Origin of the sequence: Streptomyces sp. NPDC001980, assembly GCF_040296885.1 — a bacterium.
GTDB lineage: Bacteria > Actinomycetota > Actinomycetes > Streptomycetales > Streptomycetaceae > Streptomyces.
This window is the reverse complement of record NZ_JBEOYD010000026.1, coordinates 1-15,352: the sequence shown is the minus strand read 5'-3', so window position 1 is coordinate 15,352 and position 15,352 is coordinate 1. Positions and strand designations below refer to the sequence as shown.

The 15,352-nt window shown below is 72.4% G+C and carries 12 protein-coding genes; 9 read left to right on the top strand and 3 right to left on the bottom strand.

The genetic code is table 11. The features are described from left to right. The first annotated feature begins 86 nt into the window (after positions 1–86). A complete protein-coding gene (locus tag ABT137_RS32495) occupies positions 87–1,316 on the top strand; it encodes a glycosyltransferase (RefSeq protein ID WP_351714793.1) in 1,230 nt (409 codons plus the stop codon). 105 nt (positions 1,317–1,421) lie between these two features. Here ABT137_RS32495 and ABT137_RS32490 read toward each other — a convergent pair whose 3' ends face one another. Next, on the bottom strand, positions 1,422–2,087 hold the full coding sequence (locus ABT137_RS32490; RefSeq protein WP_351714684.1) for a TetR/AcrR family transcriptional regulator: 666 nt from the start codon (positions 2,085–2,087) through the stop codon (positions 1,422–1,424). Between the two features lie 175 nt (positions 2,088–2,262). Between ABT137_RS32490 and ABT137_RS32485 the strand changes: the two genes are divergently transcribed. Beyond that, positions 2,263–3,510, top strand: coding sequence for a YncE family protein (locus ABT137_RS32485; protein WP_351714683.1), 1,248 nt, complete (start codon positions 2,263–2,265; stop codon positions 3,508–3,510). Positions 3,511–3,570: 60 nt separating this feature from the next. Here the strand turns inward: ABT137_RS32485 and ABT137_RS32480 are convergent, their stop codons facing one another. Both ABT137_RS32480 and ABT137_RS32475 read right to left on the bottom strand, forming a co-directional pair. After that, on the bottom strand, positions 3,571–5,427 hold the full coding sequence (locus ABT137_RS32480; protein WP_351714682.1) for a cellulase family glycosylhydrolase: 1,857 nt from the start codon (positions 5,425–5,427) through the stop codon (positions 3,571–3,573). Positions 5,428–5,494: 67 nt separating this feature from the next. Then, positions 5,495–7,480, bottom strand: coding sequence for a GTP-binding protein (locus ABT137_RS32475; RefSeq protein ID WP_351714681.1), 1,986 nt, complete (start codon positions 7,478–7,480; stop codon positions 5,495–5,497). 253 nt (positions 7,481–7,733) lie between these two features. Here ABT137_RS32475 and ABT137_RS32470 point away from each other — a divergent pair, with 253 nt between their 5' ends. The 7 genes from ABT137_RS32470 to ABT137_RS32440 form a co-directional block, all read left to right on the top strand. Further along, a complete protein-coding gene (locus ABT137_RS32470; RefSeq protein WP_351714680.1) occupies positions 7,734–8,270 on the top strand; it encodes a (2Fe-2S)-binding protein in 537 nt (178 codons plus the stop codon). Further along, positions 8,267–10,657, top strand: coding sequence for a xanthine dehydrogenase family protein molybdopterin-binding subunit (locus tag ABT137_RS32465; RefSeq protein ID WP_351714679.1), 2,391 nt, complete (start codon positions 8,267–8,269; stop codon positions 10,655–10,657). Before ABT137_RS32470 ends, ABT137_RS32465 begins: the two co-directional genes overlap by 4 nt. Continuing rightward, positions 10,654–11,508 carry an FAD binding domain-containing protein gene (locus ABT137_RS32460; RefSeq protein WP_351714678.1) on the top strand — a complete coding sequence of 285 codons (855 nt, stop codon included), beginning with the start codon at positions 10,654–10,656 and terminating at the stop codon, positions 11,506–11,508. Before ABT137_RS32465 ends, ABT137_RS32460 begins: the two co-directional genes overlap by 4 nt. Before the next feature lie 15 nt (positions 11,509–11,523). Next, positions 11,524–12,399: an AAA family ATPase gene (locus ABT137_RS32455; RefSeq protein WP_351714677.1), complete on the top strand. Its 876-nt coding sequence runs from the start codon at positions 11,524–11,526 to the stop codon at positions 12,397–12,399. 6 nt (positions 12,400–12,405) lie between these two features. Then, positions 12,406–13,602: a vWA domain-containing protein gene (locus ABT137_RS32450; RefSeq protein WP_351714676.1), complete on the top strand. Its 1,197-nt coding sequence runs from the start codon at positions 12,406–12,408 to the stop codon at positions 13,600–13,602. After that, positions 13,595–14,701 (top strand): XdhC family protein, encoded by a 1,107-nt coding sequence (locus tag ABT137_RS32445; RefSeq protein WP_351714675.1) that lies wholly within the window; start codon positions 13,595–13,597, stop codon positions 14,699–14,701. The genes ABT137_RS32450 and ABT137_RS32445 overlap by 8 nt, the downstream gene beginning before the upstream one ends. A gap of 28 nt (positions 14,702–14,729) precedes the next feature. After that, positions 14,730–15,352 (top strand): SRPBCC family protein (locus ABT137_RS32440; protein WP_351714674.1); only part of this gene is annotated, 623 nt, incomplete at its 3' end.

Below are 15,352 nucleotides of genomic sequence, written 5' to 3'. Positions count from 1 at the left end.
CAGGCGTGAAGTCGCCCTGTCCTTCGCGTCGTTCACCCCACGAGGGCGGACGCGCCGCCATACTGCTGGTCGTGCGCGTAGCGATCATGACGGCGGGCTCGCGGGGCGATGTGGCCCCCTACACCGGACTCGGGTACGGGTTGAGCCGTGCCGGACACGAGGTCACCCTGGTCACCCACGGCCGCTTCGCGGGGCTGGTCGAGGGCTCCGGAGTCGGTTTCCACGCCCTGCCGGTCGATCCCCGGACCGAGCTGGAGTCCACGCGGGGGCGCGGGCTGCATCACAGCGCCAGCGGGGTCGGGAAACTGCTGCGGGTGCTGGAGATGGCCCGGCGGCTGGTCGGCCGGATGACCGACGACCTGCTCGCGGCCGCACAGGCCAGCGATGTACTCCTGCTGTCCGGTTCCCTGGCCCCGATCGGCCACACGATCGCGGAGGGCCTACGACTGCCGAGCATGGGCGTCTACCTCCAACCACTCGCCAGCACCCGGGAGTTCGCGCCTCCCGTACTCGGCGGCGGCACCTGGGGCGCCACCGGCAACCGGCTCGCCGGGCACGGCGTGAACATGGCCGTGGAGCAGGTCTTCGCGTCCACCGTCCCCGCGCTGCGCACCCGCCTGGCCCTGCCCCCGCAGCGCTCCGGCGCCGCCCGCCGGGCCAGGGAGCGCCGGCTGTGGCCCGTCCAGCACGGCTTCAGCCCCCAGGTGGTCCCCCGCCCGCACGACTGGCGCCAGGGCCTCGGGGTGTGCGGTTACTGGTGGCCGTACGACGGTGAGGCCCAACTCTCCAACGACGTACGGGCGTTCCTCGACGCCGGACCGCCCCCGGTCTTCGTCGGCCTCGGCAGCGCCACGGTCCCCGACGCCGAGCAGCTGAGCCGACAGGTCGTGGCGGCCCTCCGCAGGGCCGGGCTGCGCGGGGTGATCCAGAGCGGCTGGAGCGGCCTGACCGCCGACGGCGACGACATGCTGACCATCGGCGAGATGCCGCACTCGATCCTGTTCCCCCGGATGGCAGCAGTCGTCCACCACGCGGGCGCGGGCACGACGGCGGCGGGGCTACGAGCCGGGGTGCCGGCGGTACCCCTGCCGATCCAGTTCGACGAGGGCTTCTGGGCAGCGCGACTGGTGGGCCTCGGGGTGGCGCCGGCTGTTGTCCCGCTGCGGGGACTGAGCGTCAATGCGCTTGCGGGAGCTCTGCGCCAAGCGACGCGGGATCCTGGATTCACCGAGCGGGCAAAGGAGTTGGGCGAGCGGATCCGGGCGGAGGACGGCGTGGCTCCGGTGACCGAGTCGCTCGGCGAGCTGGCCCGTTAGGCACCGAGAGGCGTACGCGCCCCTCAAGGGGCGCTGGGGGTACCCCCGGCCGGAGGCTGGGGGAGGAACTGCGCGCCCAGCCACAACGCACCCGCAGACACACGACTACCGCGGGCCCCCCGGTACCCACCCCTCCGGCCGCAAGATCCCCACCAACAACCGCACCAACTCCTCCACGACCTCGTCCAGACTCGCCTCCACCCGCCCCGCACTCCAGTCGTGCAGCAACCCGTTCACGCTGCCGATGAACGCCGTCGCCGCCAGCCGGTAGTCCCGCGGCGCCGCATCCCCCCGCGCCACCGCCGCGTTCGCCTCGGTGCATATCAGCTCCACCCACCGCGCCCGCCGCGCCAGCCGCTGCTCCTCCAGCCGGGGGCTCACCCCGATGATCTCCACGAAGGCGATCCGGATGCGCCGCGGATCCGACGTGACGTCACGGGCGTACGCCCGGAACAGCACCGTCACCCGCTCGACCAGCGGCAACGGTTCCGCCTCGGCGAACGCATCGGCCACCGCCCGCTCCGCCCACCCGTTGACCTCCAGGTGCAACGCGGCGAGCACATCCTCCAGGGTCTGGAACTCCTCGTAGAACTGACGGGTCGACAGACCCGCCGCCTGGCTCAGTGCGGCGACGGTCGTGGCACGGAACCCCGGTGCCTCGCCGAAGAGTTGGAGCGCCGCGTCCAGGAAGCGCCGACGCCGGTCGGCCTTGCGTTCCTCGGCGGACCGGCCGCCGTAGCGACCCGTCGGTGCCTTGAGCCTGCCCGCCAAGATTGCCCCCTCCGTCGACCGCGCGATGGCCAATTTTCTCGCGTACGCCTCTTGTGGAGTCATCCACCCCCTCCTTACTTTTCAGTAAGTTCGTTTTGAACGCGCCCGTGTTCAGATTCCGTGACCCTGCGACCGCACGCGCGCGTCCCCACCCCCCTCAGAGGAGAGAGCAGTCATGCCTGCTTTCAGACCCAGGCACCTTTGCTCCGTAGCCGCCGCCCTCGTCCTGACCGTCGCCGCACCCGCGACCGCCGCCACCGCCGCGGCCGACGCGTCCCTGCGCGAGGTACTGTTCGTCGGCAACAACTGGGACGGCACCGCGACCGTCCTGAACTCGTCCGGCGACTTCGCCAAGGTCGGCCAGATCAACGTCGTCCCCGACAAGGACGCGCGGATCGCCGAGATCAACGCCGACCCCATCAAGTGGATCTACTACACGTCGATCCGCAACGAGGTCGGCCAGGGCCACGACCAGTACGTGGACGACATGTACTCCACGCCGGACGGGAAGTCCGTGGTCGTCTCCCGCCCGAGCTTCGCCGACGTCGTCTCCATCGACCTCGCCACCGACACGATCAACTGGCGGTTCCCGGTGGCCGGTTACCGCGCCGACCACATGGCCGTCTCCCCCGACGGCACGAAGGTCGCGGTCTCTGCGTCCACCGCGAACAAGGTGCAGGTGCTGGACATCGACACCGGCAAGGAACTGGGCGAGTTCGCCACCGGGGACAAGCCGCACGAGAACGTCTTCAGCCCCGACGGCAAGTACATCTGGAACATGGCGATCGGCGAGGTCACCACCTCGCTCGACGACCCGGTCTGGGACTGGACGAAGGGCGACCGGCACATCACCGTCGCCGACGCCACCACCTACAAGCAGGTCAAGACCATCGACATGCGGGACCGGCTGAACGCGATCGGCCTGACGGACTTCTCGGACGCGGTCCGGCCCGCGGCCTTCACGCCGGACTGGTCCAAGATGTACTTCCAGGTGTCGTTCTTCAACGGCTTCCTGGAGTACGACATCGCCACCGACAAGATCACCCGGGTGAAGACGCTGCCGGCGAACCCGGCGACCAGCACCGACCGCACCACCTGGCTCCTGGACTCGCGCCACCACGGCATCTCGATGAAGCCGGACGGCACCAAGCTGTGCGTGGCCGGCACGATGGACAACTACGCCACGATCGTGGACCGCGCCACCCTGCAGGAGGGGCCGCTCGTCACGGCGTCCACGCCGTACTGGGCGACGGTGAGCGGTGACGGCAAGGACTGCATCATCTCCGAGGCCGGCGCCGACCAGGTGACGGCCATCGACTTCGGCACCGGCCAGAAGGTGACCTCGGTCCCGGTCGGCGACCATCCGCAGCGCGTCCGGCTCGGCCATGTACAGGCCGACTGGACCGGTGCGTCCGGTAGTTGACGGATCATAAAAAAATCTCGGCCTCCGGGGTGCTCGGCACCCCGGAGGCCGAAGCACTGCTCAGAACTTCGCCGCCACCCAGGCGGCCAGTTCCGCCTTGGCCGCGTTCAGCAGGGTGGAGCTCGGTGCGGTCGCCCCGTTGGTCACCAGCGCGAAGTGCAGCACGCCGGAGTCCGAGTCGGTGAGCAGCAGTCGGCGGCTGCCCGTCCCACCCGGTTCCGCCGCCACGCCGACCGGGGTCGAGGACGTGTACGCCGGGGGCGCGTAGGCCGTGCCCAGGTCGGAGACGACGGTGGTGGACGCGGTCGGGAAGGTGGCCGGGAGATGGAGATCGGTCGGTGCGGTGGCGCTGCTGGAGCGCCAGACCTGGACGGCGTACTGGCCGGAGCCGACCAGCGCGGCCACGTTCGGCAGCGAGCTGGGCACCGGGTTCCAGGTCAGGGTCGTGGAGCCGTCCCGGGAGCGGTCCTCGTAGGTGAAGGCGAGGGTGGAGCCCGAGGTGGCGGACGGGTAGATCCGGTCGAGCAGCCGGGCGTCCTGGCGGAGCGTCACGGTGCCCGAGTCGGTCATGTTGACTGCCGAGAGGTCCTCGTCGTTCCAGGCGTCACCCGAGGTGAGGACCTTGTCCGGGTTGTCGTTCATCAGCTCGTGGTGGCGGCCGTTGTAGATGTCCCACTGCCACTGGGTGCCGGAGAGGACCGGTCCGGAGGAGGCCGGGGTGGACCACCAGTTCGCCCCGGAGAGGCGGGAGTCGAGGGCCTGGTACATCGCCTTGTCGACGGTCGGCGCCTTGCCGGAGGTGGTGCCGGACAGCGGATGCCCGAACTCGCTGACGATCGCCGTCGTTCCGGCCGCCGAGGCGCGGTCGCGGATGGTGCCGAAGTCGGTGGAGTACTGGCCGTCGGAGGCGTTGCCCCACATCAGGATGCCGGAGATGGCCTTCTGGTCGTAGAAGTGGGTGTTGAAGACATAGCGCGAGCCGAGCGTGCCCGCGTCCAGCAGGCCGCCCTCCTGGTTGGTGACGTTGCCGTTCCAGTAGAGGTTGGGCTCGACCAGGGCGGGCTTGCTGCTCCAGCCGGCCGCGTCCATCCGGGCCCGGAACTTCTGGTAGAAGGGCCACAGCCGGTTCTGCTCCCAGGTGCGGGAGGTCTCGCCGGAGTCGTAGGTGCCGGCGTACGGCTCGTTGTACGGGTCGAAGCCGACCACGCCCGCGAACTCGTCGGACGTGAGGTGCTGGGCCAGGTAGGTCATGGTGGTCTGCGCCGTTGCCAGGAAGGCGTCCTGGAGGCCGTAGTTGTTGTGCCAGAAGTCGTACTGGGCGTCCTGGACGGCCGTGTTCTGGGTGATGTTCTGGCCCCAGAACAGGCAGATGCCGCAGGACTCGGCCGGGTAGTCCCCGAGTTCCACCGCCCACTTCGGAGCGCCGTCGCCCGTGTACCAGCTGCCCGAGTTGAACAGGTAGCGGGAGTACAGGTCCTGGTGGAAGTCGGGGAAGACGCGGATGCCGGCGTCGAGGAACGCCTGCATCTGCGCGGTCGCGTTGGCCAGGTAGGTGGTGTCGACCTGGCCCTGGACCGGTTCGGCGTGCGCCCAGGAGAGCAGGAAGCGCACGGCGTTGCCGCCGCCGAGGGCGCGCACCGCGGTGGCGGACTTCTTCGCGTCGGCGACCGAGGCGAAGGGCAGGCCGCTGTTCTCCTCCAGCTTGGTCTCGCCGGAGACGTTGTAGCCGCGCAGTACGACCTCACGGCCCTGGCCGTCGACGAAACGGCCGTTCTGCACGGTGAGCGCGGTGCCGTCGAACGAGAGAGAGCCGGACGGGGTGGCTGCGGTGGCGGACGGGGTGCCCGCCACCGCGAGGAATCCGCAGAGGACAACCAGGACAACGATCAGTCGTGCCCGGATATTCGTCATGTCCATTACAGTCCGGTGATTTCCGGACACAGTCAATACTTCTGACTCACGAGTAAGTTTCGTACCGGTTCCCTCAGCCGGTCACTCGGCCCGTCACGTTCAACAGGTACTCCTTGCGGCTCAGCGGGTTGTGGTCGGTGCGCGGCCGCTCCGGGACCGGCCCCCGCAGCACCGGCGCGTAGTGGTCGAAGGCGGTCTCCAGCTCGCCCTCGCCGCGGGTCAGCCCCGGCAGCCGTCGCTCAAGACCGTGCACCCGGGCCGCGGGTACCGCGCCCTCCAGGACCGCGAGCATCCCCTCGGTCCCGGTCCGCTGCGGCACCGCGCCGAGCCCGGCGAGCACCGGCAGCAGCGCGCCCAGCGTGTCCACGGGGGCCTCCAGGCGGAAGCGGTGCATCGGCTCGTGCACCAAGGTGCCGGCCCGCCGCAGCGCCTCGGTGAGCACCAGCGGGGTCAGACCGCGGAAGTCGTGGCCGGTGCTGGACATGCTCTTGTCGAAACCCTGGTGGGCATGGCTCTGCCGGGGCGAGTAACCGCAGTGGGTCATGGTCACCGTGCAGTCCGGGATCCGCCAGCCGTGCAGCCCCTGGGCGAGGGACTCGCGCACGGTGTCCTCGACGGCCTTGAAGAAGGCGTACGGCATCGAGCCCAGCTCCACCTCCAGGCGGAAGCCGACGCCCGCGCCCGGCGGGGCCGGCTCCACCCGCAGCCCGACCGTGGCCAGGAAGGGGTTGTCGTCCTTCTTGTTGAACTCGACGGCGGCCCCGGCGCCGGTGAGCCGTTCGACGCAGATGGTGGTGGTCTCCCGGAACGTGACGTGGAGGCCGTACTCGTCGGCGAGGGTCGCCTGGATCACCTCCTTCTGCACCTCGCCGTAGAGGGAGACGGAGGTCTCCTGCCGTACCTCGTCGGGCCGGACGTCGATCAGCGGGTCCTGCTCGGCGAGCTGGCTGAGGGCGACATGCAGGGCGCGCCGGTCGGTGCCCGGTCCGGGGACCACGACGGTCTCCAGGGTCGGGGGCGCGAAGTGGTGCTCGTACGCCCGTCCCGGCAGCCCGAGGGCGTCGCCGATCCGGATGCCGCCGAGCCCCCACACCTTGACGATCCGCCCGGCACCGGCGCTGTCCCGCCGCAGGTCGGTACCGCCCTCGAAGACGCTGAGCCCGGTGACCCGGCCCTCCGGCCGGCCGCCGGCCGCGGCGCGGTTCCCGAACGGGACCCGGTCGCGCACCCCCAGGGTGCCGGAGAAGAGGCGCGCGTAGGCGACCTTCTCCCCCGCCGGACCCCGCTCCACCTTGAAGACCGTGCCGGAGAACGGACCGGCCGGGTCGCCGCCGGCGGCCGGGAGCAGCCGTTCGATGCCCGCGATCAGCTCGGGTACGCCGGCGCCGGTGGCGGCGGAGCCGAAGTACACCGGGTGGACCAGGGCCCGCCGGGTCTGCTCGGCGAGGGCGGCGCGCAGCCGGGGCTCGGGGACCCCGCCGTCGAGGTAGGCGGCGAGCAGTGCGTCGTCGTGGTCGGCGAGCGTGTCGAGCGTGGCCGGGCCGAGCCCGGGCAGGAAGCGGGCGGCGCGGGTGCCGAGCGCGGTGGCGCGCCCCATCGGGACGAGCGGGACGGCGAGCCTGCGGGCCAGCTGGGCGAGCACGGCGTCGTCACGGGCGCCCCGCCGGTCGATCTTGTTGACGAAGACCAGCGTGGGGATGCGCAGCCGCCGCAGGGTCCGCATCAGGACGCGGGTCTGCGCCTGGACGCCCTCGACGGCCGAGACGACGAGGACCGCGCCGTCGAGGACACCGAGGACCCGCTCCACCTCGGCGATGAAGTCCGGGTGGCCCGGGGTGTCGATGAGGTTGACGGTGACACCGTCGAGGGGAAAGGACACGACCGCCGACTTGATCGTGATCCCGCGCTGCCGCTCCAGGGCGAGGGTGTCGGTACGGGTGCTGCCGTCGTCGACGCTGCCGAGCTCGTCGGTGACGCCGGCCGTGTGCAGCAGCCGTTCCGTCAGAGTGGTCTTACCTGCGTCGACGTGGGCGAGAATGCCGAGATTGAGCAGATGCACTGAGCGTGATGTCCTTCGCCATGGGTGGGATTCCTTCCTCGGTGGACATGCACGCAGCGCGCATCGGTGGCCCTCTCTCTGTGACGTCGGGTGAGGAGCAGTGCAGCAGGACAGCACCGGCGGCGGCAATGGATTAACGCTCAACGAAAGCCCCGCCGCAGCACTCGCCGCCCCCTCGGCACGGCTCTAGAGTGACCTACATCACGCCACCTGGCTGAAATCCCTCGGTCCCGCCGCACGGTCTGGAGGCCACATGACCCACATCAAGGTGACGGTGGACGGCACGCGCTACGAGGACGAGGTGGAACCCCGTCTGCTGCTGGCCCACTACCTGCGCGACCGTCTCGGCCTGACCGGCACCCCGATCGGCTGCGACACCTCGAACTGCGGCGCGTGCACGGTCGACCTGGACGGGGCGACCGTCAAGAGCTGCTCGGTGCTGGCCGTCCAGGCGGACGGCTGCACGGTGACCACCGTCCAGGGGCTGGCCGCGGACGGGGAGTGGACGGCACTGCAGCGGGCGTTCCACGAGCGGCACGGACTCCAGTGCGGCTACTGCACCCCCGGGATGATCATGGCGGCCCGCGATCTCCTGCACGAGAACCCGCACCCCACCTCCGACGAGGTCAGGCAGGCCCTGGAGGGCAACCTGTGCCGGTGCACCGGCTACCAGAACATCGTCCGCGCGGTGCTCGCCGCGTCCGGACAGGAGGACGGGCCGGAGGACGGACGGCAGGACGGACGGCAGGCCGCCTCCGGGCGTCAGGTCGGCGAGGAGGTCACGGCATGACCGACCAGGCCGTGAAAGCCGCTGCACACGAGATCGGCCGCGCCCGGCTGCGCAAGGAGGACGCCCGGCTGATCACCGGCCAGACCAACTGGACCGACAACATCCAGGTCGCCGGACTGCTCCACCTGGCCGTCCTGCGCAGCCCGATGGCGCACGCCCGCCTCACCCGGGTCGACGTCTCCCCCGCCCTCGAACGCCCGGGCGTCGTCGCCGCGTTCACCGGTGCCGACCTCGCCGAGGGCCTGGGGTCGCTCCCCTGCGCCTGGCCGGTGACCGAGGACATCGTGCTGCCCGGCCACCCGCCGATCGCCGTCGACGAGGTCCGGCACGCCGGCGACCCGGTGGCCGTCGTGGTGGCCCGCGACCGGTACGCCGCCGCCGACGCCCTGGAGGCCGTCGAGGTCGACTACGACCCGCTGCCCCCGGTCCTCGACCTGGAGGCCGCGCTGGCGGAGGACGCCCCGCTGGTCCACGCCGACAAGGGCACCAACCGCTGCTACACCTGGCCGCTCGCCACCGGCGAGAGCTTCGAGGCCGTACGGCAGCGCGCCGAGGTGACCCTCAAGCGCCGCTACCACCAGCAGCGGCTGATCCCCAACGCCATGGAGCCGCGCGCGGTCGTGGTCACCCCGATCGCCGCCTCCGGCGAGTACACGGTCTACTCGGCGACCCAGATCCCGCACATCCTGCGGATCATGCTGGCCACCGTCACCGGCATCCCCGAGCACAAGCTCCGGGTGATCGCCCCGGACGTGGGCGGCGGCTTCGGCTCCAAGCTCCAGGTGTACGGCGAGGAGGCCGTCGCCCTCGCCGTCGCCCGCAGGCTGGGCCGTCCCGTGAAGTGGACGGAGTCCCGCTCCGAGGGCTACCTCGCCACCCACCACGGCCGCGGCATGATCCAGGACATCGAGGTCGCCGCCACCCGCGAGGGCCGGCTGCTCGGCCTGAAGGTGGACCTGACCGCCGACATGGGCGCCTACCTGATGCTGGTCACACCGGGCATCCCGATCCTCGGCGCCTTCATGTACCCGGGGATCTACAAGATGGACGCCTACGAGTTCACCTGCACCGGCGTCTTCACCACCCGGACGCCCACCGACGCCTACCGCGGCGCCGGGCGCCCGGAGGCGACCTTCGCCATCGAACGGATCATGGACGAGCTGGCCGCCGAACTCGGCCTGGATCCCGTGGAGTTGCGGCGCCGGAACTGGATCCGGCACGAGGAGTTCCCGTACACCTCGATCGCCGGGCTGACCTACGACAGCGGCAACTACGAGGCGGCCACCGAGAAGGCCCTCGCCCTGTTCGGGTACGAGGACCTCCGTGCCGAGCAGCATCAGCGCACCGAACGCGGCGACCCGGTACGCCTCGGGATCGGCGTGTCGACGTACACCGAGATGTGCGGGCTGGCACCGAGCCGGGTGCTGCGGGATCTCCGGTACGCGGCCGGCGGCTGGGAGGCGGCGAGCATCCGCATGCTGCCCACCGGCAAGGTCGAGGTGGTGACCGGCACCAGTCCGCACGGCCAGGGGCACGAGACCTGCTGGAGCCAGATCGCGGCCGACGTGCTGGGCGTGCCGTTCGAGGACGTCGAGGTGGTGCACGGCGACACCCGGTCCTCCCCGCAGGGCATGGACACCTACGGCTCGCGGTCGCTGGCCGTCGGCGGCGAGGCCGTGCACCGGGCGGCGACGAAGGTGGTCGAGAAGGCGCGGAAGGTGGCCGCGCACCTGCTGGAGGCCAGCGAGCAGGACCTGGAGTTCACGGACGGCGTGTTCGCCGTGAAGGGCTCGCCGGAGGCGCGGAAGACCATCCAGGAGATCGCCTTCGAGACGTTCACCAGCCACGACCTGCCCGACGGCGTGGAACCGTCCATCAACGCCGAGACGGTGGTCGACCCGGAGAACTTCTCCTACCCGCACGGCACCCACCTGTGCGCGGTCGAGGTCGACACGGAGACCGGGAAGACGGAGATCAGGTCGTACGTCTGCGTGGACGACGTCGGTCATGTCGTCAACCCGATGATCGTCGAGGGCCAGGTGCACGGCGGCCTCGCGCAGGGCATCGCGCAGGCGCTGTACGAGGAGGCCGTCTACGACGACGAGGGCAACCTCGTCTCCGGGACCATGGCGGACTATCTGGTGCCGTCGGCAGCGGACCTGCCGGACTTCGTCACCGACCGGACGGAGACCCCGGCGGCCTCGAACGCCATGGGGGTCAAGGGAGTCGGCGAGGCCGGGGCGATCGCGTCGACGCCCGCGGTGGTCAACGCCGTGGTGGACGCGCTGCGCCCGCTGGGCGTCACCGACGTACGGATGCCGTGCTCGCCGCACCGGGTGTGGCAGGCCGTGCAGCAGGCAAGGGCCCGTGAGGAGGGTTCCGCATGATTCCCCCCACGTTCGACTACACCCGCCCGACCACCGTCGACGCGGCGGTGCGTGCCCTCGCCGACGCGGGCGAGGACGCGAAGGTGCTGGCCGGCGGGCAGAGCCTGCTGCCGCTGCTGCGCCTTCGGCTCGCCTTCCCGGAGCTGGTCGTGGACGTCGGCCGGATCCCGGAGCTGCGCGGGGTCCGCGAGGACGGCGACGCGCTGGCCATCGGCGCGCTGACCACCCACCACGACATCGTCCACGATCCGCTGGTGGGGCGGCACGCCGGACTGCTGGCGGCGGCCACGGCCACCGTCGCCGATCCCGCCGTACGGCACCGCGGCACCCTCGGCGGTTCCCTCGCGCACGCCGACCCGGCCGGGGACCTGCCCGCCGTGGCGCTCGCCCTCGACGCCGAACTGGTCGTCGCCGGGCCGGGCGGCCGACGCACCATCCCGGCCCGGGAGTTCTTCGTGGACTACCTGCAGTCGACGCTCGCGCCCGACGAACTCCTGGTGGAGGTGCGGATCCCGAAGACGGACGGCTGGGGCTTCCACTACGAGAAGTTCCACGCGGTCGCGCAGTCCTGGGCGATCGTCGGGGTCGCCGCGCTGGTGCGGCGCGACGACGGGCACATCACCGAGGCACGCATCGGGCTCACCAACATGGGCTCCACCCCGCTGCGGGCCGCCGCGGCCGAGCAGGCGCTGTCCGGTGCCGACGGCCCGCAGGCCGTGGCCCGGGCCGCCGAGGCCGCCGCCGAGGGGACCCGGCCCTCACAGGACCTGTCGGCCTCGCCCGAGTACCGCGAGCACCTCGCACGGGTGCTGACCAGGCGGGCCGTGCTGACCGCCGCCGGAATGGGGTGAGCGCCGATTCCCCCGATGGACGACCCGGAGCAGGTGGGGGCCCGGCTGGCGGAGACGGGCTACCTCGTCGACGAAGGGCTGGCCGTCACCTGCTTCCTGGCCCTCAGACTGCACCGGCCGCTGTTCTGCGAGGGCGACGCCGGCGTGGGCAAGACCGCGCTCGCCGCCGCCCTCGCGGAGGCGCTGGGCGCACCGCTGATCCGGCTCCAGTGCCACGAGGGCATCGACGCCTCCCAGGCCCTGTACGACTGGGACTTCCCGCGCCAGCTGCTGCACCTGCGGGCCGCCGAGGCGGCGGGCGTCCAGGACGCGGACCGGCTGGAGAGCGAGCTGTACGACCGGCGCTTCCTGATCGCCCGGCCCCTGCTGCTGGCCCTCCAGCAGCATCCCTCGGTGCTGCTGGTCGACGAGATCGACCGGGCCGACGACGAGTTCGAGGCGTTCCTGCTTGAGCTGCTGTCCGAGTACTCCGTCACGATCCCCGAACTGGGCACGCTGCGGGCCGAGGTGCCGCCGGTGGTGGTCCTGACCTCGAACCGGACCCGCGAGGTGCACGACGCGCTGAAGCGGCGGTGCCTCTACCACTGGTTCGACCATCCCTCCTTCGCCCGCGAACTGGCCATCGTGCGCAGCCGGTTGCCGCAGGTGTCGGCCCGACTGGCCGAGCAGGTCACGGCGCTCGTGCAGGCGCTGCGCGGCGCCGACCTGGTCAAACCGCCGGGGGTGGCGGAGACGCTGGACTGGGCGGAGGCGCTGGACGCGCTGGGGGCGAGCGAGGTGGACGCCGAACTGGCCGTGGCGACGCTGGGTTCGGTGCTGAAGTACCGGGAGGACACGGAGCGGGCGCGCGGGCTCGACCTCTCGGCGGTCCTCGCGGCCCGGGGCGGGTGACCGGCCATGGGCGCGGCGCTGTCGAGGACGGCCGGAGTGCCGGCGGATGCCGTACTGCTCGGTTTCGTACGGGCGTTGCGGGCGGCGGGGGTGGACGCGAGCGCGGAGCGCGGGTACGCGTTCCTGCGCGCCGTGGCCGCCCTGCGGCCGGGCATGCGCTCGGACGTGTACTGGGCGGGACGGGCGACGCTGTGCGGCGGCCATGACGATCTGGAGCGGTACGAGAGGGTCTTCGCCGCGTACTTCGGCCCGTCCGGCGCCCCCGCCCGGCAGCCGGTGCGCACCGCTCCCCCGCCGCGGCTGCGGCTCGTCGCGCGGGAGACGGCCACGGCACCCCGTACCGGCGGCGAGAGCGAGCCGCCGGGTCCGCCCACCGCCGTCCTCGCCAGCGCGGCCGAGGTGCTGCGGCATCGCGACGTCACGGAGCTGGATCCCGCCGAGCGGGACCAACTGCGCCGCCTGCTGGCCGCGTTCACGCTGGAGGGGCAGACCCGCCGCTCGGCGCGGCGCCGGCCGGCCCGGCGCGGGGAGGTCGATCCGCGGCGCACGGTACGGGAGTTGCTGCGGCGCGGCGGGGAGCCGGCCCTCCTGCGACGGCACGCGCGGGTGGCACGGCCGCGCCGGGTGGTACTGCTCGTCGACGTGAGCGGTTCGATGGGGCCGTACGCCGACGCGCTGCTGCGGTTCGCGCACGCGGCGGTGCGCACGGGCCGCACGGAGGTGTTCACGGTCGGCACCCGGCTGACCCGCGTCACCCGCGAACTGTCCCACCGGGACCCCGACTTGGCGATGGCGGAGGTCGCGGCCGCGGTCCCGGACTGGCGCGGCGGCACCCGACTCGGTGAGCTGCTGCGCGAGTTCCTCAACCGGTGGGGGCAGCGTGGCATGGCGCGGGGCGCGATCGTCGTCCTGCTCTCGGACGGCTGGGAGCGCGGCGACCCGGAGCTGCTCGGGCAGCAGATGCGCCGGCTGCACGGCCTGGCCCACCAGGTGGTCTGGGCGAACCCGCGCAAGGCACGGCCCGGCTACGCGCCGCTGGCGGCCGGGATGGCGGCGGCGCTGCCCAGCGTCGACGCCTTCGTGGCGGGGCACAGCCTGGCGGCGCTGGAGCGGCTCGCCGCGGTGGTCCGCGGGGCGCGGACCGGTGTCGCGCCGGAGAGGGGACCGGGGAAGGAACCGGAGAAGGGAGCTTACGGTGCGTGAGATTCTGCCGACGCTGTCCGGCTGGCACGCCGCCGGGATCCCGTTCGGTCTCGCCACGGTGGTCGCGGTCAGCCGCAGCGCGCCGCGCGGACCCGGTGCGGCCATGGCCGTGGGTCCTGACGACGAGGTGGTGGGCAGCGTGTCCGGCGGCTGTGTCGAGGGCGCCGTCTTCGAGCTGGCACAGGAGGTCGTCGCGACCGGCGAGCCGGCGCTGCAGACCTTCGGCTACAGCGACGAGGACGCGTTCGCGGTCGGGCTGACCTGCGGCGGCGAGATCACCCTGCTGGTCCGGCCGGTGACCGCGGACTCCGACCCGGCGTTCGGCGCCGTGGCCGCGTCCGTCGCCGCGGGCGAGCCGGTGACCGTGGCCACCGTGGTGGAGGGGCCCGCGCCGCAGGGCGCCACGCTCGCGGTCTGGCCGGACCGGACGGCCGGGGCCCTCGGCACGACCGGCCTCGACGTCGCCGTCAGCGCCGACGCGCGCGGCGAACTCGCGCTCGGCGCCTCCGTCCTGCGGCACTACGGCCCGCACGGCGAACGCCGCGAGGACGCGGTCACCGTGTTCCTCCAGTCGTTCGCGCCGCCGCCCCGGATGCTGGTCTTCGGCGCGATCGACTACGCGGCCGCGGTGGCCCGCATCGGCGACTTCCTCGGCTACCGGGTCACCGTCTGCGACGCCCGCCCGGTCTTCGCCACGCCGAAGCGTTTCCCGGCGGCCGTCGAGGTCGTCGTCGACTGGCCGCACCGCTACCTGAGCGGCACGGCCACCGACGACCGCACGGTGATCTGCGTCCTCACCCACGACCCGAAGTTCGACGTGCCGCTGCTGGAGGAGGCGCTGCGCCGGCCGGCCGCCTACATCGGGGCGATGGGCAGCCGCCGGACCCACGACGAGCGGCGTGCGCGGCTGGCCGAGGCCGGTCTCACCGACGCCGAACTGTCCCGGCTGCGCTCACCGCTGGGCCTCGACCTCGGCGCCCGTACCCCGGAGGAGGTCGCCGTGTCCGTCGCCGCCGAGATCGTCGCCCTGCGCTGGGGCGGCAGCGGCGCGCCCCTGGCGACGACCACCGGCGCCATCCACGCACCCGCCGTCCGCTGACCGGGCCGGCCGCCAGGAGGAGTGAGTCATGGAACTGCACCACGAATTCAGCGTCCCCGTCCCGGTCGAGGACGCCTGGCAGGCGCTCCTGGACATCGAACGGGTCGCGCCCTGCCTGCCGGGCGCGGTCGTGGAGGACTACGACGGCAGGACGGTGACCGGCTCGGTGAAGGTCAGGGTCGGCCCGGTCACGGTGACCTACCGGGGCACCGCGGTCTTCGAGGAACAGGACGAGACGGCCCACCGGATGGTGCTGGCGGCGAGCGGCCGGGAGACCCGCGGGCAGGGCACCGCCAGGGCCACGGTCACCGGCACGCTCACCGAACGCGACGGCGGTACGGCGGTGTCGGTGCGCACCGACCTCACGGTGACCGGCCGCCCCGCGCAGTTCGGGCGCGGGGTGCTGTCGGAGGTCGGCGACCGGCTGGTGGGGCAGTTCGCGGACTGCCTCGCGACCCGGCTGGCCGAGCGGCCGCCCGGCACCGGCGGCGCACCGGAGCCGCTGGGCGAGGATGTCGGGGACGCCGCACCGGCAGAGCCGCTCGACCTGCTGCGTACGGCCGGGGTGCCGGTGACCACGCCACATCCGTCAGCGGATTGCGCGGATCATCACGGTGAGGACCGGCGAGGCCGGTGCCGGCTGGCTCTGGC